Source organism: Streptomyces sp. BL1, from assembly GCF_057628045.1.
Genome location: NZ_JBXYWZ010000002.1, coordinates 4586994 through 4611398, shown reverse-complemented (window position 1 = coordinate 4611398; position 24405 = coordinate 4586994). Strand labels below are relative to the sequence as shown.

Annotated in this window: 21 protein-coding genes and 1 tRNA gene; 8 read left to right on the top strand and 14 right to left on the bottom strand. The window is 73.1% G+C overall.

Annotated features, from left to right (window positions below):
- Nucleotides 1-26: 26 nt before the first annotated feature.
- A complete protein-coding gene (locus tag AC3AGO_RS20360; protein WP_487821653.1) occupies nucleotides 27-815 on the bottom strand; it encodes an SDR family NAD(P)-dependent oxidoreductase in 789 nt (262 codons plus the stop codon).
- Between the two features lie 62 nt (nucleotides 816-877).
- On the opposite strand from AC3AGO_RS20360, the gene AC3AGO_RS20355 reads away from it, so the two are divergent.
- On the top strand, nucleotides 878-1714 hold the full coding sequence (locus AC3AGO_RS20355) for an arylamine N-acetyltransferase family protein (RefSeq protein ID WP_487824729.1): 837 nt from the start codon (nucleotides 878-880) through the stop codon (nucleotides 1712-1714).
- A gap of 31 nt (nucleotides 1715-1745) precedes the next feature.
- On the opposite strand, the gene AC3AGO_RS20350 is transcribed toward AC3AGO_RS20355, so the two are convergent.
- From AC3AGO_RS20350 to AC3AGO_RS20335, 4 genes are all read right to left on the bottom strand, one after another.
- Nucleotides 1746-3026 carry a serine hydrolase domain-containing protein gene (locus AC3AGO_RS20350; RefSeq protein ID WP_487821652.1) on the bottom strand — a complete coding sequence of 427 codons (1281 nt, stop codon included), beginning with the start codon at nucleotides 3024-3026 and terminating at the stop codon, nucleotides 1746-1748.
- A gap of 83 nt (nucleotides 3027-3109) precedes the next feature.
- Nucleotides 3110-3913, bottom strand: coding sequence for an energy-coupling factor ABC transporter ATP-binding protein (locus tag AC3AGO_RS20345; RefSeq protein ID WP_487821651.1), 804 nt, complete (start codon nucleotides 3911-3913; stop codon nucleotides 3110-3112).
- On the bottom strand, nucleotides 3898-4674 hold the full coding sequence (gene cbiQ, locus AC3AGO_RS20340; RefSeq protein ID WP_487821650.1) for a cobalt ECF transporter T component CbiQ: 777 nt from the start codon (nucleotides 4672-4674) through the stop codon (nucleotides 3898-3900). The genes AC3AGO_RS20345 and cbiQ overlap by 16 nt, the downstream gene beginning before the upstream one ends.
- Nucleotide 4675: 1 nt before the next feature.
- Nucleotides 4676-5830, bottom strand: a complete 1155-nt coding sequence (locus AC3AGO_RS20335) for an energy-coupling factor ABC transporter permease (protein ID WP_487821649.1) — start codon at nucleotides 5828-5830, stop codon at nucleotides 4676-4678.
- A 570-nt stretch (nucleotides 5831-6400) separates the two neighbouring features.
- On the opposite strand from AC3AGO_RS20335, the gene AC3AGO_RS20330 reads away from it, so the two are divergent.
- From AC3AGO_RS20330 to AC3AGO_RS20320, 3 genes are all read left to right on the top strand, one after another.
- The gene (locus AC3AGO_RS20330; protein ID WP_487821648.1) at nucleotides 6401-6814 is read left to right on the top strand and encodes an SsgA family sporulation/cell division regulator; all 414 of its coding nucleotides are present in this window, start codon (nucleotides 6401-6403) and stop codon (nucleotides 6812-6814) included.
- Between the two features lie 302 nt (nucleotides 6815-7116).
- On the top strand, nucleotides 7117-10404 hold the full coding sequence (locus AC3AGO_RS20325) for a S41 family peptidase (protein WP_487821647.1): 3288 nt from the start codon (nucleotides 7117-7119) through the stop codon (nucleotides 10402-10404).
- 144 nt (nucleotides 10405-10548) lie between these two features.
- Entirely contained in the window at nucleotides 10549-10728 is a 180-nt protein-coding gene (locus AC3AGO_RS20320) for a hypothetical protein (RefSeq protein WP_487821646.1), read from the top strand.
- A gap of 108 nt (nucleotides 10729-10836) precedes the next feature.
- On the opposite strand, the gene AC3AGO_RS20315 is transcribed toward AC3AGO_RS20320, so the two are convergent.
- The 3 genes from AC3AGO_RS20315 to AC3AGO_RS20305 are packed head-to-tail and all read right to left on the bottom strand — an operon-like array spanning nucleotide 10837 to nucleotide 14304.
- The gene (locus AC3AGO_RS20315; RefSeq protein WP_487821645.1) at nucleotides 10837-11724 is read right to left on the bottom strand and encodes an SDR family oxidoreductase; all 888 of its coding nucleotides are present in this window, start codon (nucleotides 11722-11724) and stop codon (nucleotides 10837-10839) included.
- Nucleotides 11705-12736 carry an alpha/beta fold hydrolase gene (locus tag AC3AGO_RS20310; RefSeq protein ID WP_487821644.1) on the bottom strand — a complete coding sequence of 344 codons (1032 nt, stop codon included), beginning with the start codon at nucleotides 12734-12736 and terminating at the stop codon, nucleotides 11705-11707. The genes AC3AGO_RS20315 and AC3AGO_RS20310 overlap by 20 nt, the downstream gene beginning before the upstream one ends.
- Entirely contained in the window at nucleotides 12736-14304 is a 1569-nt protein-coding gene (locus tag AC3AGO_RS20305; protein WP_487821643.1) for a flavin-containing monooxygenase, read from the bottom strand. Before AC3AGO_RS20305 ends, AC3AGO_RS20310 begins: the two co-directional genes overlap by 1 nt.
- Nucleotides 14305-14565: 261 nt before the next feature.
- On the opposite strand from AC3AGO_RS20305, the gene AC3AGO_RS20300 reads away from it, so the two are divergent.
- The gene (locus tag AC3AGO_RS20300) at nucleotides 14566-15369 is read left to right on the top strand and encodes a MerR family transcriptional regulator (protein ID WP_487821642.1); all 804 of its coding nucleotides are present in this window, start codon (nucleotides 14566-14568) and stop codon (nucleotides 15367-15369) included.
- Nucleotides 15370-15505: 136 nt separating this feature from the next.
- A complete protein-coding gene (locus tag AC3AGO_RS20295; protein WP_487821641.1) occupies nucleotides 15506-17761 on the top strand; it encodes a glycosyltransferase family 4 protein in 2256 nt (751 codons plus the stop codon).
- 73 nt (nucleotides 17762-17834) lie between these two features.
- On the opposite strand, the gene AC3AGO_RS20290 is transcribed toward AC3AGO_RS20295, so the two are convergent.
- Nucleotides 17835-18638, bottom strand: a complete 804-nt coding sequence (locus tag AC3AGO_RS20290) for an exodeoxyribonuclease III (RefSeq protein ID WP_487821640.1) — start codon at nucleotides 18636-18638, stop codon at nucleotides 17835-17837.
- Between the two features lie 23 nt (nucleotides 18639-18661).
- Between AC3AGO_RS20290 and AC3AGO_RS20285 the strand changes: the two genes are divergently transcribed.
- The gene (locus tag AC3AGO_RS20285; protein WP_487821639.1) at nucleotides 18662-19141 is read left to right on the top strand and encodes a GNAT family N-acetyltransferase; all 480 of its coding nucleotides are present in this window, start codon (nucleotides 18662-18664) and stop codon (nucleotides 19139-19141) included.
- A 36-nt stretch (nucleotides 19142-19177) separates the two neighbouring features.
- On the opposite strand, the gene AC3AGO_RS20280 is transcribed toward AC3AGO_RS20285, so the two are convergent.
- Nucleotides 19178-19873 carry an HdeD family acid-resistance protein gene (locus AC3AGO_RS20280; RefSeq protein ID WP_487821638.1) on the bottom strand — a complete coding sequence of 232 codons (696 nt, stop codon included), beginning with the start codon at nucleotides 19871-19873 and terminating at the stop codon, nucleotides 19178-19180.
- Nucleotides 19874-19983: 110 nt separating this feature from the next.
- Here AC3AGO_RS20280 and AC3AGO_RS20275 point away from each other — a divergent pair, with 110 nt between their 5' ends.
- Nucleotides 19984-20811 (top strand): SAM-dependent methyltransferase, encoded by an 828-nt coding sequence (locus AC3AGO_RS20275; protein WP_487821637.1) that lies wholly within the window; start codon nucleotides 19984-19986, stop codon nucleotides 20809-20811.
- Between the two features lie 34 nt (nucleotides 20812-20845).
- On the opposite strand, the gene AC3AGO_RS20270 is transcribed toward AC3AGO_RS20275, so the two are convergent.
- The 4 genes from AC3AGO_RS20270 to AC3AGO_RS20255 all read right to left on the bottom strand — a co-directional run bounded on the left by AC3AGO_RS20270 (nucleotide 20846) and on the right by AC3AGO_RS20255 (nucleotide 24320).
- Complete coding sequence (locus AC3AGO_RS20270; protein ID WP_487824728.1) at nucleotides 20846-21685, bottom strand: putative RNA methyltransferase; 840 nt, start codon at nucleotides 21683-21685, stop codon at nucleotides 20846-20848.
- Between the two features lie 142 nt (nucleotides 21686-21827).
- Nucleotides 21828-23150 (bottom strand): amidohydrolase family protein, encoded by a 1323-nt coding sequence (locus tag AC3AGO_RS20265; protein WP_487821636.1) that lies wholly within the window; start codon nucleotides 23148-23150, stop codon nucleotides 21828-21830.
- Between the two features lie 99 nt (nucleotides 23151-23249).
- The gene (locus AC3AGO_RS20260; protein WP_487821635.1) at nucleotides 23250-23975 is read right to left on the bottom strand and encodes a GntR family transcriptional regulator; all 726 of its coding nucleotides are present in this window, start codon (nucleotides 23973-23975) and stop codon (nucleotides 23250-23252) included.
- A gap of 271 nt (nucleotides 23976-24246) precedes the next feature.
- Nucleotides 24247-24320, bottom strand: a tRNA-Ala gene (locus AC3AGO_RS20255).
- Nucleotides 24321-24405: the final 85 nt, after the last annotated feature.

Sequence of the window (24405 nt, the reverse complement as noted above, 5' to 3'; positions counted from 1 at the left end):
CCGCCGCCGGCGAGACCGCCGGACCGTCAGGCGTCGCCGCGCAGGGCCGCGTGCAGGCCCAGATTGCTGCTCGTCAGGCCGCCGTCGACGGGCAGCGTGACGCCGGTGACCCAGGCCGCGTCCGACGACGCGAGGAAGGCGACAGCGGCCGCGATGTCCGCGGGGCGGCCGACCCGGCCCAGCGGGTAGTGCCGGCTCGCGCGCTCCAACGCGTCTTCCCTGCCGTCCCAGTTGGGCGTGTGCACGGTGCCGGGCGCCACCATGTTGACCCGTACTCCGCGCGGCGCGGCGTGTCCGGCGAGCGTGCGGGTGAGCGATCCGAGGCCGGCCTTGGCGGCGCTGTAGGCGTGGTTGCCGAAGTCCTGCATGCCGTTCACGGAGCCGATGCCGACGATCGCGCCGCGTCCGTCCGGTGCCGCGGCGAGATGCGGCAGAGCGGCACGGGAGCAGCGGAAAGCGCCGGTGAGCGTGATGTCGAGATCCCGCAGCCAGCCCTCGTCCTGTTCGTCCTCGAAGAGGGGGGCGTCGGGCGTGCAGGACAGTGCGTTGTTCACCAGGACGTCCAGTCCGCCGAAGCGTTCCGCCGCGTACGCGACGGCCGCCTCGACGGCTTCCCGGTCGCCCACGTCGCAGGCCATCGCCTCCGCCTCGCCCCCGGCGGCCCGTACCCGCTCGGCCGCGTTCCGGGCCCGTACGGCGTCCACGTCGGTCACGAGCACCCGCGCGCCCTCGTACGTGAGCCGCCTGGACACCGCCTCGCCTATGCCCTGTCCCGCACCGGTCACCAGCACCGCATATCCCTCGAATCTCCGCATCGGGCGAGGATACGGCCGGGAATGCCGGAACGGCAGACTGTGCTGACGCCGGTATGGAGCACATGTGGAGCGGTGAACAGCTCGACCTCGACGGCTATCTGCGGCGCATCGGCTACGAGGGGGAGCGCCGTCCGACACTCGCGGCGCTGCGCGCCCTGCACCGCGCGCATGTGCTGTCGCTCCCCTTCGAGAACATCGACCCCGTGCTGGGCCGCCCCGTACCGCTCGAACTGCCCGCGCTCCAGGACAAACTGATCCACGGCGGACGGGGCGGCTACTGCTACGAGCACGTCACCCTGTTCGCCGCCGCGCTGGAACGCTTCGGCTACGAGCTGACCGGCGTCAGCGGACGCGTCCGCATGGGCATGGGGCAGCTGCTGCCCGCGACACACGCGATGCTGCTCGTCCGGACCGCCGACTCCGAGCTGACGTGGCTGTGCGATGTGGGCTTCGGCTCCAGCCCGTTGACGCCGCTGGAGCTGACGGACGGGGCGGAGGCCACCGCCGGCGACTGGCGCTACCGGCTGGAGCGGGCCGAGGTCTCACCGGGCGCGGACGGCTGGATCCTGTACGAGTGGGACGCGGCGGGCGAGCGGTGGTTCGACCGTCACGGCTTCGTGCTCACACCGCAGTACCCGGTCGACTACGTGGTGGGCAGTCACTTCGTCGCCTCCCACGAACGCTCACCGTTCGTACGCCGCCCGTACGTTCAGCGTGTCCTCGACGACCGGCTGCACGTGCTGGACGGTCTGACGCTCCGTACGTCGTACCCGGCGACCGGGACGAAGGAGGAGCAGGAACTCTCCGCGCACGAGGCGGTCAAGTCGCTCACGGACACGTTCGGCATCCACCTCGATGCCCCCACGGCGGAAGCGCTCACCGCCACGCTGACGGCCTGACGCGTGCCGCGGGCCCGCCGGGACCGGGCCGTCAGACGCAGGTCTTCAGGGCGCGGACGAGGGCCTGCGCGCGCGGGTCCGAGGTGACCGAGCGGCGCATGCCGCGGGTGACGTACGCGAACGCCAGCCCCGACTCGGGGTCGGCGAAGGCCAGCGACCCGCCGCGCCCGGGGTGCCCGAACGAGCCGGGACCGAGCATCGGCGACGCGGCGCCGTGCAGCATGTACCCCAGTCCGAACCGGGTGTTGACGACCAGCACCCGGTCGGGGCCCGCCGACTCCTCCGACCGCGCCTGCGTCAGCGTCGCCGGCGCGAACAGCCGCCGCGCGTCCGGCAGCGGCCCGGTCAGCGACGCGTAGAAACGGGACAGCGAACGGGCCGTCGCGACACCGGCGGAGCCGGGCAGGCCCGCGGCCACGTACGCCGGGCCGTTCTCGTCGGGCGCCGGGTCGATCGCGCCGAACGCGCGCCGGGTGAGGGACTCCGGATCCCCGTACGCCTCGGCCACGGACCGTTTGGGCCGGACCCGCAGCCCGGCAGGCGACGCACCCGGGCCGGCCGTGTCCGCCTCCGCGAGCGGCTCCAGCCGTGCCATGCGCCGTACGGTGGCCGCGTCCTCGGGCACCCCGAACCACAGGTCGAGGCCGAGCGGTCCTGCGACCTCCTCGGCGAACCAGCGTCCGAGGGTGCGTCCCGTGGCGCGCGCGACGAGTTCGGCGAGCAGCCAGCTGTAGGTCTGCGCGTGGTAGCCGTGCGCCGTGCCCGGTTCCCACGCGGGCGCCTGCGCGGCGAGCGCCCGCGGACCGCTGACCGTGTCGACTGCCGCTTCCGGGCTGAGCGGTGTGTCCAGCACGGGCAGTCCGGCGCGGTGCGTCAGCAGGTGCCGTACGAGGACGCGTTCCTTGCCGTTCGCCTTGAACTCCGGCCAGTACGTGCCGACCGGTGCGTCGAGGTCCAGCTGGCCGCGCTGGTGCAGGAGATGGAGCACCGCGGCGGCGGGCCCCTTGCCCGCGGACCGGATCACGACGGCGGTGTCCGCCTCCCACGGCGCCCCGCCGTCGGACGGCTCACCGTCCTGCACCCCGCCGTCGGACGGCTCACCGCCGTCCGTACTGCGGCCCGTTCCGCCGGCCCACAGGTCGACGACCGTGCGCCCGTCGCGGTGCACCGCGACCGCCGCACCGGTGTCGCCGCGCTCCGCGAAGTTCCGTACGAATGCGTCCCGGACCGGCTCAAAACCGTCCGCCACCGTGCCCTGGACGTCGACCACGCCTGCTTCGCTCCCGCCGTTTTTCCGTCTGCCGTGCCCCATCTATGGTGCAACGGCTCACGAGCGCCCCCGTCCACCGGCGTGCGCCGAGAGGCTCGCGGACGGCCCGGCGCGCCTCCGCCGGCCTACGGAACGCCCGGTACGGACACCGACCGCGGGTCGAATCCGAAGGGCAGCTCAAGACGGTGCGCGGTCATCAACTCCGTGTCGCACAGCACCTCCTGGGTGCTTCCGTCGGCGACTACGGTGCCCTCGCTGAGCACCACGGAACGGGGGCACAGCTCCAGCGCGTACGGCAGGTCGTGCGTGACCATCAGCACAGTCACGTCCAGGTCGCGCAGGATGGCGGCCAGTTCGCGGCGGGCCGCGGGGTCGAGGTTGGAGGACGGCTCGTCCAGTACGAGGATCTCCGGGCGGGTGGCCAGCACCGTGGCGACGGCGACCCGCCGCCGCTGTCCGAAGGACAGATGGTGCGGCGGCCGGTCCGCGAACTCCGCCATCCCGACCCGCTCCAGCGCCTCCCGCACGCGCGCGTCGAGCGCGGTGCCGCGCAGTCCCGCCGCGGCCGGGCCGAAGGCGACGTCCTCCCGGACGGTGGGCATGAACAACTGGTCGTCGGGGTCCTGGAAGACGATGCCGACGCGGCGGCGCACCTCGGCCAGATTCGGTCCCGCGACGGGCAGCCCGGCGACGGTCACGGAGCCCGCCCCCGCCGTGAGGATGCCGTTGAGATGGAGGACGAGGGTGGTCTTGCCGGCGCCGTTGGGGCCGAGCAGCGCGACGCGTTCGCCCCGCCGTACGGTCAGGTCGACGCCGAACAGCGCCTGTCTGCCGTCCGGATAGGCGTAGGCGAGCCCGGCCACGTCGAGCGAGGCCGGCGCGTCCCGCGGGGCCGTCGTACCGTCCGCTGTCGTCACAGCGTCCACCATCCCGTCAGACAGATCGTGAGCGCGGCGAGCGGCAGCGCGGCCGCGGCCGCCCAGTGCGCGCGGAGTGCGGGCGTCCCGCCGGCGCCCGGAAGGTTCCCCGTGCCGGTGTATCCCCGGCTGAGCATGGCGAGATGGACCCGTTCGCCCCGCTCGTACGCGCGGATGAACAGCGCCCCCGCGGACTTCGCGAGGACGCCCCAGTGCCGTACGCCGCGGGCCTCGAAGCCCCGCGACAGCCGCGCGATCCGCATCCTGCGCGCCTCGTCGGAGAGCACGTCGGCGTAGCGCAGCATGAACGACGCGATCTGGACGAGCATCGGGGGCAGCCGCAACCGCTGGAGTCCGAGGAGGAGTTCGCGCAGTTCGGTGGTGGACGCCAGCAGTACGGAAGCGGCGACGCCGAGGGTGCCCTTGGCGAGGACGTTCCAGGCGGCCCACAGCCCGGGGACGGACGCGGAGACGCCGAGCAGCGGGAGCTCCGTACGGGCGCCGTCGGCGACGAACGGCAGCAGAACGGCGAAGGCCACGAAGGGCACTTCGATGAGCATCCGCTTCAGCAGATGCCCGGCCGGTACGCGGGCGACCGCCGCGACGGCGGCGAGCAGCACGGCGTAGCAGGCGAACGCCCAGACGGCCTCGCGCGGCGTGGAGGCGACGACGAGGACGAAGCACGCGGCGGCCGCGAGCTTGCAGTGCGGCGGAAGCGAGTGCACCGGCGACTCGCGGTGCAGATGGAGCGCGTGCGCGTGCCCGGCACCCACGTCACGCCGTCTCTTCGGTGGAGCGCCCGGCCTGCACGGGTTCCGCGGCGGAGTCCGAAGCGGGGCCCGCGGCGGAGTCCCCCGCCGAGTCCGCGGCGGACGTACGGGCCCTGCGCCGCCGTACGGCGACAAAGACGCCGGTGCCCACGGCGAGCGTCGCGCCGACGCCGATCACGCCGGCGAGGCCGCCGGACAGCCGCGGGTCGGCGACGTCCTCGACGCTGTAGTCGGCGAGCGGGGAGTCCCCGGCGGAGTGCGGCTGTTCCTTCTTCGTGATGCCGTTGTCGGCCGCGACCTTCTCCAGCCCGTCGGGGCTGGCGGAGGCGTAGAAGCTGAGCCCGCCCGCGCAGACGAGAGCGACGGCGAGCCCGGCGAACCACAGCCGCCGCGCGGAGCGCGCGCCGCCCGCCGGCGCGGAGACAGCGGGCTCCGGCACGTCAGCGGGCCGCGCGGCCGTACCGCCCCGGATCACCAGGCGCGGCGCGAGCAAGTCCCGTGCCCCGTACACCAGATCGGGCCGTACGGCGGCCACCGCGCCCACCGTCAGCGCGGTGATCACCGCCTCGCCGATGCCGATCAGCACATGCACACCGGTCATCGCCACGAAGACCTTGCCGAGCGACACCGGCGCCGTCCCGCCGAGCGCGTAGAGCGCGCTGAAGGCGACGGCGGCGGCCGGCACGGAGACGAGCGCGGCGGCGAACGAGGCGCCGGTCACCGAGCGGCGGCCGCGCGGCAGCACCCGCAGCAGCCCGCGGAAGATCCCGTACGCGACGAGCACCGTCACGATGCCCATGTCGGTGATGTTGACGCCGAGCGCCGTCAGCCCGCCGTCGGCGAAGAACAGCCCCTGGATCAGCAGCACGACGGAGGCACAGAGCACCCCTGTGTACGGCCCGACGAGGATCGCGGCGAGCGCGCCGCCCAGCAGATGGCCGCTTGTTCCGGCGGCGATGGGGAAGTTGAGCATCTGCACCGCGAAGATGAACGCGGCGACGAGTCCGGCCAGCGGCGCGGTGCGCTCGCCTCCGGTGCCACCGTGCGGCGCGCCCAGTTCGCGGCGGGCGCCGCGGAGGGAGACCGCTACCGCCGTCGCCGCGACGGCTCCGGTGGCGACGGATACAGGGGCGTCGATGAACCCGTCGGGGACATGCATGGTGCTCCGCTCATCGGCGAGGCCCTCGGGGGCCGCTCAACCCCTGGATGAAATCAGTACGTGCGAATGACTCGCAAGAGCGCCCCGGACCGGACAACCGCAATACACGGAGCAACCGGAAGAAGAAGGGAATACCGGACGGCTCCCGGTGGACTCCCGTCAGCCGTCGCGGTGTTCACGCCGGGGACGGGCGAACCGCAGGGGCCCGAGCACAACTTGGGACGATTCCGGCTTGCGGCCGGAAACCGACGCGGAGCTGTCCCGATGCGGTTTCTCCGCACGGTCTGCCGCGCACTCCCGGGAACCCGGCCGGCCCGTGGGCGCGTCCTTCGCATGCGAACCCCGCGTGGGCGCACCACCCATACCAGAAACTCCCATCTCGACGGACTACACACACTAAATCCCACATATCCCTTTTGGCAGTGCCTTGTGCCATATCCCTGGCACCTGTGGCAGACCTCACCCCCGATGACGGGTGACTCTCACCCCCTTCGAGGCGTCTGACAGAGCGAAGGGGCAACACGGAGCCGTGCGGCTCCGGTCGCGCCCCCGACCACAGAGGAGCAGACGATGCCCGCAGTCATCGATCACGCCGTCCAGGCCCGCCTGATCGTCCAGTCGCCCACCGACCGACCCCTCGCCGCAGCCCTGCGCTACGACGACCTCGACCCGCTCGCCGTACAGATCGTCTTCCCCGCCGAGGCCTCCCTCGACGGCACCGAAGTCACGTGGACGTTCGCGCGCGAGCTGCTCGACTCCGGGCTGCGCGGCCCGGCGGGCCAGGGCGACGTGCGGATCTGGCCGGACGGACTGGGCCGCTCCGTCGTCGAGCTCCACTCGGCCGAGGGTGTGGCCGTACTGGAGTTCCGGGGCGCGGATCTGCGGCGGTTCCTGCGGCAGACGTACGAGGCGGTGCCGGCGGAGGCGGCACTCGGCCTGCTGGACGTCGACAGCGGTCTGGACGCGCTGCTCCGCGGCGTGTGACCGGGCCGTACGGCCGGCGCGCACGGGCCCGTACCGGCCCGGCGCACGCGCGGTGATGCGGAGTTGCCGGGCCATCCGGCGCCGCGAACCATGACATTCATGACCTTCCCGACTGCGCTGCCGCCCGGCCCCCGCTCCGCACACGGAGCCACCCGCACGGATGACCCCCGGCGTACAGGACGCGCCGGCCGGGGAGGGAGGGCGACGTGCTGCGCATTTCCGGGGGACGGGCCCCGGGCCGCCGGCCGGACCGACGGACCGGCGGGGCGGGCAGCGGGACCGCCCTGGCGAGGTGACATCCAGTGAACGGCGCATCCGGCGCGGAGGGCTATCTCCGCTTCCCGCATCTGCACGGCGACACGCTCTGCTTCGTGGCCGAGGACGACGTCTGGCTCGCTCCCCTGGACGGCGGGGGCCGGGCGCACCGGCTGACGGTCGACCGCACCAAGGTCGCCTCGCCGCGGTTCTCGCCGGACGGCAGCCGTATCGCCTTCACCTCGTGGCGCAGTCTGGACGCCGAGGTGCATCTGGCCCCCGCCGCGGGCGGCGGTCCGGCCCGGCAGCTGACCAACTGGGGCAACGCCGACACCCGGGTGTGCGGCTGGACCCCGGAGGGCGATGTGCTCGCGGTGTCCTCGCACAGCATGCCGTTCTCCCACATGACCTGGTCGTACCGGCTGCCCTGTGACGGCAGCCCCGGCATCCGGCTGCCGTGGGGCCCGGTCGGCGAGATCGCGGTCGCCGAACTGGACGGCGAACGGCGTACGTTGCTGCTGACCGGCAAGCCGCCGCACGAGCCCGCCGCGTGGAAGCGCTACCGCGGCGGGGCGTCCGGACGGCTGTGGCTGCACGGCGAGCGGCTGTGGCTCGGCCTGGACGGGCATCTGGACTCGGCGATGTTCGTGGGCTCCCGGATCGCCTTCCTCTCCGACCACGAGGGCACCGGGAATCTGTACTCCTGCCGCCCCGACGGCTCCGATCTGCGCCGGCACACCGACCACGACGGCTTCTACGCCCGGCACGCCTCCACCGACGGACGGCGCGTCATCTACCAGTGCGCGGGCGAACTGTGGCTCGTCGACGACTTCTCGCACACCGGCAAGGCCCGCCGCCTCGACGTGCGTACGGGCGGCCCGCGCGCGGGCCGCCGCCGCTATCAGGTGCCCGCCGCCTCCCAGCTGGACTCGCTCGCCGTGGACACCACGGGACGGGCCAGCGCGGTCTGCGTACGCGGCAGTCTGTACTGGCTCACGCACCGGGACGGCCCGGCCCGCGCCCTCACCGACACCCCCGGCGTACGGGTGCGGCTGCCGGAGATGCTGGGGAACACCGGCCGGATCGCGTACGTGACGGACGCCGACGGCGAGGACGCGCTGGAGATCGCGGACCTGCCGCAGGTACCGCGCGCCCGTCCGCCGCTCCGCTTCGCGGCGGGAGAGCTGGGCCGGGTACGGGAGTTGGTGTCCTCCCCCGACGGCACGGTGATGGCCGTCGCCGCGCACGACGGACGGCTGCTCCTCGTCCGCATCAGGGACACCGAGATCGTGGTCTCCGAGCTGATCCGGTCCGTCAACGGGCCGGTCGCCGACATCGCGTTCGCGCCCGACTCGCGCTGGATCACCTGGGCGCACCCCGGCATCGGCCGCTCGCTCAGCCAGATCAAGATCGCGCAGATCGCGGACGACACGCAGCGCCTGGTCATCGACGTCACCGACGGCCGGTTCGAGGACGAGCAGCCGGTGTTCACCCGGGACGGCCGCTATCTCGCGTTCCTCTCCTGGCGCGGCTTCGACCCGGTGTACGACGTGCACACCGGCGACCTCTCCTTCCCCCTCGGCAGCCGTCCGTATCTGGTGCCGCTGTCCTCCGGTACGCCCTCGCCGTTCGCGCTGCTGCCCGACGGCAGGCCGGCCGCGGGCGGCCTCGACCCGCTGGACGACGACGGCGGCGACGGCTCGGTGCGGGTCGAGGCGGAGGGACTGCCCAGCCGGGTCACGCCGTTCCCGGTGACGGCCTCCAAGTACTCGGCGCTGTACCCGGTCTCCGGCGGCGGCCTGATCTGGCTGCGCTTCCCGATCGCGGGCGCCCTGGGGGAGACCTTCGCCGACCCCGACGACACCTCGGGGCAGCCCACGCTGGAGCACTTCGACCTGAGCAAGGCCAGGCGCACCGAACTCACCGACGACGTCGACTGGTTCGCGCTCAGCGTCGACGGCTCCCGGCTGGTCGTCAACGACGGCGGCGACCTGCGCGCCGTACCGGCCGACGAGATCGCGGAGTCCGGCACGACGACGCACATCGACCTGCGCCGGGTGCTGCACACCGTGGACCCGCCCGCCGAGTGGCAGCAGGCGTACGCGGAGGCCGGCCGGCTGATCCGGCAGTACTTCTGGGACCCGGACATGTGCGGCATCGACTGGGACGAGGTGCTGGAGCGCTACCGCCCGCTCGTCCAACGCGTCGCCTCCCCCGACGAGTTCGCCGACCTGCTCCGCGAGGTGCTGGGCGAGCTGGGCACCTCGCACGCGTACGTCACGGCCGCGCGCCGCGACGAGGGCCCGCCGCACTACCAGCGCGCCATCGGCCTCCTCGGCACCGACTTCGCCCGCACCCCCGACGGCCGCTGGGTGGTGTCCCGGATCCTCCCCGGAGATTCCTCGGACTCCAAGGCCCGTTCGCCGCTTGCCGGTTCAGGAGTGCGGGAGGGCGCCGTGCTCACCCACGTCGACGGGCGCCCCGTCGACCCGGTGGAGGGCCCCACTCCGCTGCTGGCCGGCGCCGGCGGGACGACGGTGGAGCTCGCCTTCGTCCCGCCGGAGGAGGACGGTTCGCCGGGCACCGGCGGGACGCCGCTGCGCATCGCCGTCGTCCCGCTGATCGACGACCGGCAGCTGCGCTACCAGGACTGGGTGAGCCGGCGCCGGGACGTCGTCCGCGAACTCAGCGGCGGCCGGTGCGGCTATCTGCACATCCCCGACATGGGCGGTTCGGGCTGGGCGCAGTTCAACCGCGATGTGCGGATGGAGGTTTCGCGCCCCGCGCTGATCGTCGACGTACGGGGGAACGCCGGCGGCAACATCAGCGAGCTCGTGATCGAGAAGCTGTCCCGCTCGATCCTCGGCTGGGACCTCACCCGCGACGCCCAGCCCGTGAGTTACACCAGCGACGCGCCGCGCGGCCCCGTGGTCGCGGTGGCCGACGAGATGACCTCCTCGGACGGCGACATGATCACCGCGGCCTTCCGGCTGATGGGCCTCGGCCCCGTAGTGGGAGCCCGTACGTGGGGCGGGGTCGTCGGCGTCACGGGACGGCACCGTCTTGTGGACGGCACGGTGATCACGGTGCCGATGAACGCCGCGTGGTTCGACGCGGAGGGCTGGGGCTGGTCCGTGGAGAACCACGGCGTGGAGCCGGACATCCGGGCCGTACGGGACCCGCTCTCCTGGGCCGAGGGCCGCCACGTCGCGCTGGAGACGGCGGTACGGCAGGCCCTCGCGCTGCTGGAGATGCGTCCGGCGGCGAGCCCGCCCGACCGGGCTTCGGCGCCGCCGCCCGACCACAGGCGCCCGCCGCTGCCGCCCCGGTCCTGAACGCCGTCGCCGGGTTCCCGTACGCGGGCCGTACGGGAACCCGGCAACGGCGTGTCACCTTCCGAAATGCGAGCTCTCATACCTCATGCCACTTTTGGTCGTGCCCCATAACAACCCATAACGACACTGTGAGGAGTGCGCATCATGGGTATTTCGGACCAGTTCAAGGACAAGGCCGAGCAGCTTCAGCAGCAGGCGAAGGAAAAGATGGGCCAGGGCAAGGACGAGGCCTCCGAGCGCGGCCAGCAGGCCAAGGACCAGGGCCAGGAGAAGGGCCAGGACGCGCAGCAGGAGATGCAGGACCGGCGCGACGACGAGCGGTAACCCGCTCCCTCTTCCGTCGAGGGGCGCATCCTCTTCGAGGATGCGCCCCTCACCTGCGTCCGGGTCCCGTCGCCGGGGCCCGCCGCACCGTCCGGGCCCCTTACGGGGTCAGGCCTCTGTGCGGGCCTTCTCGTCCGCCTCGCCGCCGGCCCCGACGAGTCCCGTACGGGTGCCGCCGCCCTCGGCGAGCCGGGGCTCGAAGCGCTTCATCTCGCGCTGCCCCACCGTGCCGATGAGCGCGGGCAGATAGCCGCGGATGCCCTGCATACCGCGCAGCCACCACTGCGCGTACACGTGGTGCGAGCGGCGCTCGATGCCGTCGACGATCCGGTCGACGGCCGGGCCCAGCGGGTACGTCTTGTTGGACGGCCACGGCAGCCGCTGCCGCAGCTCGCGCATGACGTCGTCCTGGTCGGCGCCGCGCACCATGTCCGTGTCGGTCCACGACAGATAGCCCACGCCGACCCGTACGCCCTTGTAGCCGACCTCGGCGCGCAGGCTGTGCGCGAAGGCCTCGACGCCCGACTTGGACGCGCAGTACGCGGTCATCATCGGCGCCGGGGTGATGGCGGCCAGCGACGCTATCTGCAGGAAGTAGCCGCGGGATTCGCACAGCACCGGCAGGAAGGCGCGGCCCGTGACGGCGCCGCCGATCAGGTTGACCTCGATGACGCGGCGCCAGGCGACCGGGTCGGAGTCCATGAACGGACCGCCCGCCGCGACACCGGCGTTGGCTATCGCCACATCGACCTTGCCGAACCGCTCCTTGACCTCCCGCGCGACCCGGGCCATCGCCTCGTGGTCGGTGACATCGGCGTGCCACCAGTCGGATTCGGTGTCCAGCCGGGCGCTGACCTGCTTCAGCTCGTCCGGCTCCAGGCCGATCAGCGCGAGCTTCGCGCCGCGCGCCGCCAGCTTCCGCGCGAGCAGTTCACCCACGCCGCGCGCGGCACCGGTGACGACGACGACCTGGCCCTCAAGACTTCTGCGACTCACGGCGCTTCCCCTCCTTGGACGGCTTCTGCGACTTCTGTGACTTCTTCGGCGCGGCCGTCTCCGCGGTCCCGTCCGCGGGAACGCCCGCCGTCGTGAGGTGCTCCCGTACGAGCCCGGCGAGCACTCCGCTCACCGCTTCGGGGGCCTCGATCGGGGTCATGTGCCCGAGCCCGGCGAGTTCGTGCAGGCCGGTGCAGTCGGGCAGCGCGGCCGCCAGCTCCCGGGCGTGCTCGAACGGGGTGAGCCGGTCGGAGGTGCCCGCGACGACGGCGGTGGGCACGTCCAGCTGCCACACCTTGGCGTGCAGATCGAGGTCGGCGAGTACGGCGCCCCACGCGGCCCGCACCCCGGTGGGGCAGGCGTGCACGATGCGCGCGACGACCTCGGACTGCTCGCGGGAGGCGCCCGGGCCGAGCGTCCCGTACTTCAGCGCGCTCCTGGTGAGCGGCGTGACCGGGCCGAGCGGGGCGCGCGCCCCGAGCAGCAGCCGGTGCGCCACGGACCGGCCGCGCTCCGAGCGCAGCGGCAGCACCCGGGCCGCGCTCAGCAGCCGCTGTGCGCCGGTGCTGCACAGCATCAACGCGGCGGCGTGCTCGGTCAGTTGCCGGCGGCCGGCGGCGGCCATGAGCGTCATGCCGCCCATGGAGTGACCGCCGATGACGGCCTTCTCGCCGGGTTCCAGCACCGCGTCGAGCACGGCGCACAGGTCGTCGGCGAGCGACGCCGGAGAGTACGCGTGCGGGACGGCGGCCGGTGAACGGCCGTGCCCGCGCTGGTCGTAGACGATCACGCGGTGGCCCTGGGCGGTCAACTCCCGTATGACCGCGGCCCAGAAGAGGGTGGAACAGGTCCAGCCGTGCGCGAGCACGACGGCGGGCCCGTCCTCGGGGCCGTGCACCTCGATGTGCAGCCGCGCGCCGTCCGCCGAGGCGGCGGTCAGCTCGCGGGAGGCGGCGGGCGGGGCGTACCGGCCGGTCAGACGCGTACCGGCGGACTGGGTGAGGCGGCCCATCAGTTGTCCTCCCCGGCGTGGAAGGCGGCGGTGGGCGCTCCGCGCCCGGCGGCGGCCGGTACGGCGGAGGACGCGGCGCCGGCGCGGGGGCCGCGCAGCACGTCGTACTCCTCCAGCCGGACCTCCTGAGTGACCTTGCGGAACTCCGCTGTGGTGCCCGGCCAGACGGTGGTGTTGCGGCCCTGGTCGTCGAGATACCAGCTGTCGCAGCCGCCGGTGTTCCACACCGTGCGCTGCATCCGGTCCTGCACATGGTCGTTCCAGGCGGTCACCGCCTCCTCGCGCGCGTCCAGCGCGACCTTGCCGCCGAGAGTGTCGAGCTTGCGCACGTAGTCGGCCATGTAGGTCAGCTGCGACTCGATCATGAGGATCATCGAGCTGTTCCCGAGGCCGGTGTTGGGCCCGATGATGGTCATGAAGTTGGGGAAGCCCGTGGCGGTCGCGCCGCGCAGCGACTTGATGCCGTCCTTCCAGTGATCGGCCAGCGTGCTGCCGTCGGCGCCCTTGACCTTCTCGGCGATCGGCATGTCCGTGACGTGGAAACCGGTGCCGAGGATGATCGCGTCGACCTCGGTCTCGGTGCCGTCGGACGCCACGAGGGTGTTGCCGCGGACCTCCTTCAGACCGGAGGCGACCACGTCCACGTTGTCCTGCGCGAGGGCCGGGTAGTAGCTGTTGGACAGCAGGATGCGCTTGCAGCCGATCCGGTAGTCCGGGGTCAGCTTGCGCCGAAGCTCCGGGTCCTTGACGGCGCGCTTCATGTGCGCCGACGCCAGCTTCTCGATCAGGCCGAGCTGGTCGGGCCGCTTCGTGAAGGCGCTGACCTGCAATTCCCGGATGCCCCACAGGAGTTGGCGGCGGGCCGCGCGGGTGGCGGGCACCTTGGCGTGCAGCCAGCGCTCCAGTCCGCTGATCTTCCGGTCGGCACGCGGCATCACCCAGGCCGGAGTGCGCTGGAAGAGCGTCAGCTTGCCGACCTCCGGCTGGATCGCCGGGACGACCTGGATCGCGGAGGCGCCCGTACCGATCACGGCGACGCGCTTGCCGCGCAGGTCGTAGTCGTGGTCCCACTGCGCCGTGTGGAAGACCTTGCCCTCGAAGGCGTCTAGCCCGGGGATGTCCGGCAGCTTCGGGTCGGAGAGCGGGCCGGTCGCGGACACCACGAAGTCGGCGGTCAGGCGGGTGCCCGCGGACGTCTCGATATCCCAGCGCAGTTCCTCGTCGTCCCAGCTCATCAGCTGGACCTCGGTGTGGAACCGGATGTGCTGCCGCAGCCCGAACGTGTCGGTGACGCGTTCCAGATAGCGCCGGATGTGCTCCTGGCCCGAGAAGTTCCGCGGCCACTCCGGATTGGGAGCGAAGGAGAAGGAGTACAGGTGCGACGGGACGTCGCAGGCGCACCCCGGGTACGTGTTGTCGTGCCACGTACCGCCGACGCCGTCGCGCCGTTCCAGGACGACGAAGTCGGTGATTCCGGCGCGGCGCAGCCGGACGGCTGCCCCCAGGCCGCCGAATCCGGATCCGATCACCGCCACCCGTACATGCTCGTGCTCGCGCTCGGCCGCCATGCGCCGCCTCCCGAGGGTCGGTTCACTCACGTTGTCCGCACGGTGCCGTTCCGGAACCCCTGCCGGCCCGCATGTCCGGACGGGGTCCGGGGGTCGCCCCCCGGGAAACGCGGCACCACACTGTGCACTGCGCCAGTGATTACTGGCACGGTTGGAGAGTAGGGCAGACGCATACTGAGCGGTAGGGGTCGCGCAAGGAAAGTTACCGGCGGTATGAAACGCGGGGTCCGGGCGCTGGACCGGACCGCATACGCTGGCTCCGTGGCGACCGGAAACAGCACAGACCCCGCACACGACGACTCCCCCGACCGCGAGTACCGCGCGGCCGAACTCGCCGACGCCGCCGGCATCACCACCCGCACCCTCCGCTTCTACCGCGAGCGCAAACTGCTCCCGCCGCCCCGCCGCGAGGGCCGTATCGCCTGGTACGACGCGCACCATCTGGCCCGTCTGCACACCATCGCGGCACTGCTCGCCCGTGGCCACACCCTCGGCGGCATCGTCGATCTGCTGGGCGCCTTCGAGAGCGCCCGCGACACCCGGGACGCGGCCGAACTCCTCGGCCTGGAAACCGCGTTGACCACGCCGTTCTCCGAGGAGACCCCGGTCAGACTGACCCCGGAGGAGCTCGCCGACTACTACCAGGGCGAGGTCACGCCGGAGAATCTCGCGAGTGCCGTGGACATCGGCTATGTCGCCGTGGACGGCGACGAGTTCGTGCACACCAGCCGCCGCCTGCTGGAGGCCTCCGCCGAACTCGTGCGCAGCGGCGTCCCGTTGTCCGCCGTGCTCGCCGCCGGGCGCGAACTGCGACAGCAGACCGACAGCATCGCGGAGGTCTTCGCGGACATCTTCCGCAGCCACCTGCTGCCCAAGAAGCTCGCCGACGCCCCCGACGGGCTGGACGCGCAGCGCGTCAACGAGCTGCTGGAGCGGGTGCAGCCCATCGCGAAGCAGATCGTGGAGGCCGAGCTGGGGCTCGCGCTGGACCGCCGGGTCCGCGCCGAGCTGGAGGAATGGTTCGGTGTCGCCCCGGACGACAAGGGCGGAGCCGGCCCCGCGTGAGACTGCACCCTCTTGTGACCCCGCGCACACATTAGGCCTACTTGCAACCAAAGTGTCCGGTTTACACTCTCTTCCCGTAGAGCGTCACAGCCGGGAACGGAAGGGTGGGCCGCGGCGCGGACGTGCCGCACAGCGCATGAAGATCAGCTTCCTCATATTCAACGTGCACGGCATCGGCGGAACGATACGTTCCACCGTGAACCTCGCCGGCGCGCTCGCGGAGCGGCACGACGTCGAGATCGTCTCCCTGCTGCGCACCGCCGACTCCCCCGCACTGGACATCAGCCCCCGGGTCCGCGTGCGCTCCCTCGTCGAGGCCCGCAGGGGTGCCCCCGGATTCGACCCGGCTCACGACCCGCAGGGCAACCCGTCCGCGGTGTTTCCCGCGGGCGACGGCCCGTACAGGAAGGCCAGCGCGCTCGTCGACGAACGGGTCGCCGCGTATCTGCGGGAGACCGACGCCGACGTCGTCGTCGGCACCCGGCCCGGCATCAACGTCTACCTCGCCGAGTACGGCACGGATCGCACCCTGCGCATCGGCCAGGAACATCTGACGCACGGCTCGCACCGGGCCGACGTACGGGAGGCGCAGGACGCGGTGATCCCGCGGCTCGACGCGTTCGTCACCGTCTCCGAGGCCGACGCGCTCGACTACCGGGACTCCGTCCCCGGCTCCTCCCGCACCGTCGTCCGCCGCATCCCCAACGCCTGCCCCGCCCCGGACGCCGCGCCCGCGGACGGCGACAGCAGGACTGTCGTCGCCGCGGGACGGCTCGCCAAGGTCAAGAACTTCGGGATGCTGCTCGACGCCTTCGCCGAGGTCGCCGCCGTCCGCCCCGACTGGTCGCTGCGGCTGTACGGGCGCGGCCGCGAGGAGGGCGCGCTGCGCCGCCGCGTCGAGGAGCTCGGCCTGGCGAACAGGGTGACCATGATGGGCGCCCACACCTCCATGGAGGCCGAGTGGCCCAAGGGCTCGGTCGCGGCGCTGACTTCACGCTCCGAGGCGTTCGGGCTGACCATCGTGGAGGCCATGCACGCCGGCCTGCCGGTGGTCGCCACGGACTGCCCGTACGGGCCCGGCGAGATCATCGACGACGGCACCGACGGACTGCTCACCCCGCCGGGAGACGCGCACGCGTTCGCGCAGGGCCTGCTCACGCTGATCGACGACGCGGACCGGCGGCGCGCGATGGGCGCGGCAGGCCGTACGAAGGCGCTCGCCTTCGAACCGTCCGCGGTCGCCGGACAGTACGAGCAGCTCATCGGTGAACTGGCCGCCGCCCGCGGCCTTCCGGCCGTCACCCGGTCCCGGACCGCCCTGCGTCCCGACGGCAGCCGGCAGGGCGGACTGCGCCGCAGGACGGCCGCCGCGTTGCGCCCTGTGCTGCTGGCCGTCGCACCGTCCAACCCGGCGGCCCACAAGTACGCGCCGCTCCGCCCGCGGGCCGACGTCCGCGCGACTGCCGACGGGAGCTTCACCGTCGGCCTGCCGGCGGACGGAGTCCCGGGCAGGCGGCTGGAGTTCGTGCTGCGGCGCCGGGACGTCCACGACGGCGACAGGGAGGAGATCCGGCTGCCGCTGCCGCCGCGCCGCGAGGCCGTCGACGGGCAGCTGCGGGTCACCGTCGAACGCGGCGCGCACCGGCTGGCCGAGGGCCGCTGGGACACGTACGTGGAACGTCCCGCCGACGGTACGCGGCGCCGGGTGCGGGCCCGGCTCGTCGAACAGGCGCCGCTGATGGGCCGCCCGCCGCGCTCGGACGGCGACGGCGTCTCGGCGTGGATCCCGTACACCACGTCGGACGGCTTCCTCGCCGTACGGACCTGGCTGCGGCCCGCGCACGCCGAAGTGCTGAACGTCGGGGTCGGCACCTACGGGACGACCGTCGAAGGGGCCCTGCTGGGCGCGGAGTTCGGCCACGGAAGCGGTGCGCTGCCGGAGGTCGAGCTGCGCCGGCGGGCCGACGAGGACGTGCCCACCGCGTTCTTCCGGCTGCCCGTCGAGCTCGGCACGGAGGGCGCGGACGGCGCGAAGGGCACCTTCCGGTGCACCCTGCCGCACGACGACTTCGTGGAACAGTTCGCCGGCGGCCGGGAGTTGTGGGACCTGTGGCTGCTGACCGGCCGCACGTCCGACGCCCCCGTACGCATCGGCCGGCTGGGCGGCGACATCGTGAACCGGAAACCCACGGACGTGTTCCCCGCGGCACGCCGCGACATGGACGGGGGCGGCCCGGTCACCGAACAGGCGCGGGTACGGCCGTACTTCACGACCAGGAACAGCCTCGCCGTCGCGGTCCGCCCGGAGACAGCCACCGCCACGACTCCCATCCCCCTCTCGCGTGCCACCCCGCCGCACGGCACCCCGCTGCCCCCGGCCGAAGCGGCCTGAGGGGCACACGAGGACGGGCCCGTCCCCCGCGGGGAACGGGCCCGGTAAGGGGCGGCCTCTCAGAGAGCGGGCCTTACACCGTGAAGTCCACCGTCACGGGCGCGTGGTCGCTCCACCGCTCGGGGTGGCTGGGCGCCCGCTCCACGACGGCCTTCACGGCCCGCTGCGCGAGCCCCGGGGTGGCCACGGCGTAGTCGATGCGCCAGCCCGAGTCGTTGTCGAAGGCGCGGCCGCGGTACGACCACCACGAGTACGGCCCGTCCACGTCGGGGTGCAACTGCCGCAGCACGTCGGCGTAGCCGCCGTCCTCGGCGTCGAAGACCCGGGTCAGCCACTCCCGCTCCTCCGGCAGGAAGCCGGAGTTCTTGCGGTTGGCCTTCCAGTTCTTCAGGTCGGCCTCCTGGTGGGCGATGTTCCAGTCGCCGCACACCAGGACCTCGCGCCCGTCGGCCGCCGCGCGCTTCCGCAGCTCCTTCAGATACGGCAGGAAGGCCGCCATGAAGCGCTCCTTCTCGTCCTGCCGCTCGGTACCGACCTCGCCGGAGGGCAGATAGAGGCTGGCGACCGTGACACCCGGCAGGTCGGCCTCCACATAGCGCCCGGAGTCCTCGAACTCGGCCTCCCCGAAGCCGATCCGCACCGCGTCCGGCTCCCGCCGGGTGAGCAGCGCCACACCGGCCCGGCCCTTCGCGGCGGCCGGCGCGTACACCGTGTGCCAGCCCTCGGGCTCCCGCACGGCGGCGTCGAGCTGGTGCTCCTCGGCGCGCACCTCCTGGAGACAGATCACATCGGCCTCGGTGGCCGCGAGCCACTCGACGTAGCCCTTCTTGGCCGCTGCCCGCAGGCCGTTCACATTCACGGTCGACACCTTCAGCATTCGAGCCACTTTACGATGCGGGAATGCAGATCTGCCGCATACCGTACGACCACCCCGACGCCCTGAAGCTCGACGGCCTCGTGCAGCAGGAGTACTCCGACCGCTACGGCGGCCCCGGCGACGTGACCCCGCTCGACCCGGCCATGTTCGAACCGCCGCGCGGCGTCTACCTGCTGGCGTACAACCGCGACGGCGCCCCCGTCGCCACCGGCGGCTGGCGCGCCCGGGAGCTCGACGAGGAGGGGTACGCGGACGGCGACGCCGAGATCAAGCGGATGTTCGTGCTCCGCGAGGCGCGCGGACACGGGCTGGCCCGGCGGATCCTGGCGGAACTGGAGGAGGACGCCCGTACGGCCGGCCGGACCCGGATGGTGCTGGAGACCGGCATCAAACAGCCCGAGGCGATCGCGCTCTACACCTCGTCCGGCTACGAACCCACGGACAAGTTCGGCGTGTACCGCTTCGAGCCCGACAGCCGCTGTTACGCCAAGCCGCTGCGCTGACGCCGGCTCAGGTCCGACGCGGCCGTACGGTCCCGCTCAGGCGCCCGGCAGCGGCTGCCTGCGCAGCCGCAGCGCCGTGCCGATCTCCGTGATGCCGAGCACCAGCAGCCAGCAGCCGCCGAGCACGGTGAGCGCCACGACGGACGGCAGCGGCGACACGACCAGGACGATCCCGCCGAGCACGCTCATCACACCGAGCGCGATCTGCCAGCCGCGGGCCGGAGCCGCCGGATCGCCGCCCGCGCCCGCGATCTGCGTGATGCCGCGCAGCACCCAGCCCACCCCGATCCACAGGGCCAGCAGCACCACGGACTGCAGCTCGCCGCGGAAGCAGAACAGGCCCAGCAGGAACGAGACGGCGCCGCTGATCACGCCGACCACGCGGGTCGCGGTGATGGCCCGCGTCCCGAACGCGGAAACGATCTGCACGATCCCGCTGACCAGCAGGTACGCGCCGAAGACCGCGCCCGCGACGAGCACCGTCACCTGGGGCCAGACGAGCACCAGCACGCCCAGCAGGAGGGCGATGATCCCGGCGGCGAGCAGCGCCTGCCAGGTCCTGCGCGCCGCCAGCTGCACGAGCGGCGAGTCGGGCCACTTGTTGGGGCCGTCCGCCCCCGGCGGGCGGCCGCGAGCTGCGCCGTCCTGGCCGGAGGGGTTCTCGCCGAACGGGTTCTGACCGGGGTGGGCCTGTCCGCGGTGCCCGTCACCCGGAGGGGAAAAATGCGACATACCGCAATCCTTTCCCTGATCGCCAAGCTCCGCACGCCTGCCCGGCGCCGGATCCCTCCGGCATGATGGCGGCCATCGGCAGGCGGCGCGAGGGCTGAGGAGTGGCGGACGTGAGCGAGCGGCACGCGGAGCACGGCGTGGAGACCGACGGGGCCCGGGAGGGCCGGAGCATCGCGCACAACGCGCGCGTGTGGAACTACTGGCTGGGCGGCAAGGACTACTACGACGTCGACAGCGAGGTAGGCGACCGGGTCGCCGCCATGCACCCCGGCATCCGCGATGTCGCCCGCGCCGACCGGGCGTTCCTGGGCCGGGCCGTGACGTATCTGGCGGGCGAGGCCGGCGTACGGCAGTTCCTCGACATCGGCACGGGGCTGCCGACCGTGGACAACACCCACGAGGTCGCCCAGCGCATCGCCCCCGAGGCGCGGATCGTGTACGTCGACAACGACCCCATTGTGCTCACCCACGCCAGGGCCCTGCTGTCCGGCTCCGCCGAGGGCGCGACCGCCTACATCGACGCGGACGCCCACGACCCGGCCACGGTCCTGGCGGGAGCCGCCCGGACCCTCGACTTCTCCCGGCCGGTGGCGGTCATACTGCTCGGCATCCTGAACTTCGTCCCCGGCACGGACCGGGCCCGCGACGTCGTCCGCAGCCTGGTGGACGCCGTACCGTCCGGCAGTCATGTGGCGCTCACCCACCCCACTCTCGAACTGGGCGGCCAGTCCAACGCCGAGGCGATGCGCTTCTGGAACGAGAACGCCACCCCGCCGATCGTCGCCCGCTCGGAGACGGAGATCGCCGGCTTCCTGGAGGGCCTGGAGATCCTGGAGCCCGGCATCGTGTCCTGCTCCCGCTGGCGCCCCACGGCGGAGGACGGGTCCCGACAGGCGGCTGCCGTACCGCAGTTCGGCGTCGTCGCCCGCAAGCCGTGAACGCCGGGAGGAGGCCGGCAGTTCGGCCGTCCGGTCAGCGGGGGCGGTAGACCGACAGCAGGAACGACGCGGTGACCTGTACGGGGGTGTCCAGTCCGGCGGCCCGCTGCCGGATCTCCTCCGGTGCGAGATGGTGCGCCGCGGGGCCCATGGCCACCAGGTGCTCCACGTCCTCGGCTGCCAGCGTCACCCCGTACTCGTACGGCTCCGCGCCCTCGCGCTCGAAGTGGCCGGACAGTGTGCGGTGCAGCCTGCCCTCCTTGGCCGCGTCGATCTGCAACAGTCCTGCGTGGTCGCGCAGTTCGGCCAGATGGCGCTCGGTGGGCGTGACGACCAGCAGTGCGCCGCCCGGCCGCAGGACGCGGTGGAACTCCTCGCCGTTGCGGGGCGCGAAGACGTTGAGCAGCACGTCGGCGGCGCCCGTCCGTACGGGCAGCGGCTGCCACACGTCCCAGGTGGCGGCACCCGCGCGCGGGTGCGCACGGGCCAGCCTGCGGGCCGCGAACTTGGAGACGTCCAGGCCCAGTCCGTACGCGCCGGGCAGCGCGTCGAGGACCTCCGCCAGGTAGTAGCCCGTCCCCGCGCCGGCGTCCAGCACCGTGCCCGCGTCCGGGCAGCTGTCCGCGGCGGTCCGGGCGAGGGCACCCGCCAGGGGCGCGTAGTGGCCGGCCCCCAGGAACGCGGTACGGGCCTGCACCATGGCCGCCGTGTCGGCGTTCGCGGTGAGCGCGCTGCCGGTCAGCAGTCCCGCGTATCCCTGGCGCGCGATGTCGAACGAGTGCCGCGTGCCGCACCGCAGCGCGCCCCCGCCGTCCGTGAGCGCGTCCTCGCACAGCGGGCACCGCAGCACCTCGAGAAGGGCGCTGTCCTGAATCACGGCCACCGTGCTGTCTCCTGGGCTCCTGGGTCCGGCTCTGTCCGCGTTCATGCTGACACGCCGGAACCGGGGCACCGTACGGACGGCCCCGCGCACGGTGCTGACGGTCACGTGCCGGGCCGTCCGTACGGCCGGGCCGTCAGCTCACCCGCACACCGGAACGCACAACCTGCGCGGGGCGCTTGAGGACCGCGGGGTCCTTCAGCGGGTCGCCGTCCAGCAGCACCGCGTCCCCGGCGTACCCGCGTGCCAGCCGCCCGGCCTCGCCCTTGCGCCCCAGCAGCTCGGCGGCGCCCGTGGTGGCGGTGCGCAGAGCGTCCAGCGCGGACAGTCCTGCCGCGTGCAGGAGCGCGACCTCGTGGCCGACGGGTGTGACGGTTCCGCCCGACGAGTCGGTGCCGGCTGCCAGCGGGACGCCGAGTTCGTGTGCCGTCCGTACGGCCTGCTTCAGCACCGGCAGGAAGCGCCGGCCGCGCTCGGCGAGCACCGGGTCGTCGTCGTCCGCCATGGAGGCGATGGGCGTGAGGGTGGGCGTGAAGTACGTTCCCCGGCCGCGCATTTCGTGCAGCGTGCGCTCGCCCACGTACACCCCGTGCTCCAGACTGCGGACGCCCGCCATGACCGCGTCGTGGCAGCCGGACTCGCTGTACGCGTGACACAGCACGCCCGCACCGCCGCGCCGTGCCGCGGCCACCACGGTGGACAACTGCTCGCGGTCGTACGCCTGCTCCAGCGGGTCCTGATCCGGCAGTCCGGCCCGCGGGTTGGCGCGGGTCTTGACCACGTCGGCACCGCGCCGCAGGTTGACCCGGACCACCCGGCGCAGCGCCTCCGGCGAGCGCACGCCGTCCCGCAGCCCTGCGAGCGGGGCCAGTTCGGGGTCGGCGAGGAGGGTGTCGGCCAGATCCGGGGTGACGAAGATGCCGGCGGCGCGCGTCGCGGGCGCCTGCCCTGGCACCCTGCGGGCGATCTCGCGGACGGCGATGTCCTGGTAGAAGTCCGTCGACCCGCTGCGCACCCCGGTGGCGCCGTACCGCAGCGCGTCCCGCGCCTCGCCGACGGTGTTGAGGTGGATGTGCGCGTCGATGAGGCCGGGCAGCACCCAGCGTCCGTGCGCGTCCAGTACGGGCGTGCCGTCCGGCAGCCCGGCGCGCTCCGCGCGGGTCGCGTCGCGCGTGCCCGCGGCCCGTACGGTGCCGGCGGCTATGACGACCACCGCGTTCTCGGTGACCTCGCCCGTGGCCGGGTCGAGCAGCGTGCCGCCCTCGATGACCAGGTCGGCGCCCGATTGGCTGTCCCCGCCCGCGTCCTGACGGTCAGTCGGCCCGGCCGTCGCGGCGGACGCGTTCGGCATGCCGGCCGCGGCCAGGGCCGTCGTCGTACCGGCCAGCGCCGCGGCGCCGGCAAGCACTCCGCGCCGGGTCAGCCGGGGCGGGGGCGGCGGAGCGGGGTCCATGCACATCGGGAACCTCTGATTCCTGCTCGACGGTGACTCGGCACTTTGTATACCAAGCACACGGCGACCGCCAGAGGGTGTACCGAACGGACCGTTCCGCCGGCGTCAGTTCCGGCCGTCGACTGGCCGGCCGTCGCCGAACAGATCGCGGAGAGCCGCCGTACGGCTGTCCCGTACGTGCAGCAGTGTGCTCGCCCCGGCCGCCTCCGCGTCCCCGGCCGCGATGTGCGCGTACATCCCCGCGTGCTGCGCCCGCATCGGCGCCGGCTCCGTGTTCAGCCCGAACAGCAGCCGCAGCTGCCAGCCCAGCGGCTGCATGGTGCGCTCCAGCAGCGGGTTCCCGGCCAGCGCCACCACCGCGTCGTGGAACGAGGTGTTCGCCTGTGCCTCCCGCGCGTTCTCGCCCGCTGCAGCCGCGCGTTCGGCCCCATCCAGCGCCGTGCGCAGCCCCTCCAGACCGGGCGGTTCGGACGGCGCGGCCTCCGCCACGCGGCGTGCGGCCAGCCGGGAGGACTGCACCGCGAGGGGCTCCCACACCTCGTACAGCTGCTCCACGTCGGCACGGCCCAGCCGCCGCACCCGCACGCCGCTGTGCGGCAGCAGCTCCAGCAGCCCCTCCGTGACCAGCGCCCTGAGCGCCTCCCTGACGGGCACCCGGGACATCCGGAGCTCCTCCGCCACCTCCCGCTCGACCAGCCGGGACCCCTGCGGATAGCGCCCGTCGACGATCCGTTCGCGCACGGCCTCGCGGGCCACGCCGCCCAGCGGCGGACGCCCCGGCTGTCCGGCTCCGGCCTCCGTACCGCCCGTCCGCTCGGTTCTGCCCGCCACGCGTACCTGCCCTTCACCCGCCGTGCCGCGCCGGCGCGGGACGCCGGCCGCCTTCACGATACGCGCGCCGCACGGCAGCCTTGGTATACAAATTGCCGGACTCAGAAGGCACAACACCGCACCCCGAACCGACGGCACGTCGAGAGCCCAGACCCGGCCACAGGAAGCCAGCCTCGCCCACCGCTTCGGCCAGGGCGATCGCGACCGTACGTCGCTGCCGTACGGCACGACAAAGTCCCCGCCGGATCTCCGACGGGGACTTCATCTGCGGTGGACCTGAGGGGATTTGAACCCCTGACCCTCTCGTTGCGAACGAGATGCGCTACCGGACTGCGCCACAGGCCCTTGCGACGTGTGAAACATTAGCACCCTCGTCGGCTGACACGGAAATCCGCTCCCGCGGCGCTTCCTCACCGTCCGCGGGAGCGGC

What these genes read in the sequence shown, in the direction of transcription:
- AC3AGO_RS20310 (WP_487821644.1), bottom strand. Translation starts at nt 12,736, where the DNA reads ATGGGCCGCCTCACCCAGTCCGCCGGTACGCGTCTGACCGGCCGGTAC.
- AC3AGO_RS20320 (WP_487821646.1), top strand. Translation starts at nt 10,549, where the DNA reads ATGGGTATTTCGGACCAGTTCAAGGACAAGGCCGAGCAGCTTCAGCAG.
- AC3AGO_RS20335 (WP_487821649.1), bottom strand. Translation starts at nt 5,830, where the DNA reads ATGCATGTCCCCGACGGGTTCATCGACGCCCCTGTATCCGTCGCCACC.
- AC3AGO_RS20285 (WP_487821639.1), top strand. Translation starts at nt 18,662, where the DNA reads ATGCAGATCTGCCGCATACCGTACGACCACCCCGACGCCCTGAAGCTC.
- AC3AGO_RS20360 (WP_487821653.1), bottom strand. Translation starts at nt 815, where the DNA reads ATGCGGAGATTCGAGGGATATGCGGTGCTGGTGACCGGTGCGGGACAG.
- AC3AGO_RS20295 (WP_487821641.1), top strand. Translation starts at nt 15,506, where the DNA reads ATGAAGATCAGCTTCCTCATATTCAACGTGCACGGCATCGGCGGAACG.
- AC3AGO_RS20345 (WP_487821651.1), bottom strand. Translation starts at nt 3,913, where the DNA reads ATGGTGGACGCTGTGACGACAGCGGACGGTACGACGGCCCCGCGGGAC.
- AC3AGO_RS20280 (WP_487821638.1), bottom strand. Translation starts at nt 19,873, where the DNA reads ATGTCGCATTTTTCCCCTCCGGGTGACGGGCACCGCGGACAGGCCCAC.
- AC3AGO_RS20350 (WP_487821652.1), bottom strand. Translation starts at nt 3,026, where the DNA reads ATGGGGCACGGCAGACGGAAAAACGGCGGGAGCGAAGCAGGCGTGGTC.
- AC3AGO_RS20330 (WP_487821648.1), top strand. Translation starts at nt 6,401, where the DNA reads ATGCCCGCAGTCATCGATCACGCCGTCCAGGCCCGCCTGATCGTCCAG.
- AC3AGO_RS20290 (WP_487821640.1), bottom strand. Translation starts at nt 18,638, where the DNA reads ATGCTGAAGGTGTCGACCGTGAATGTGAACGGCCTGCGGGCAGCGGCC.
- AC3AGO_RS20265 (WP_487821636.1), bottom strand. Translation starts at nt 23,150, where the DNA reads ATGTGCATGGACCCCGCTCCGCCGCCCCCGCCCCGGCTGACCCGGCGC.
- AC3AGO_RS20355 (WP_487824729.1), top strand. Translation starts at nt 878, where the DNA reads ATGTGGAGCGGTGAACAGCTCGACCTCGACGGCTATCTGCGGCGCATC.
- AC3AGO_RS20305 (WP_487821643.1), bottom strand. Translation starts at nt 14,304, where the DNA reads ATGGCGGCCGAGCGCGAGCACGAGCATGTACGGGTGGCGGTGATCGGA.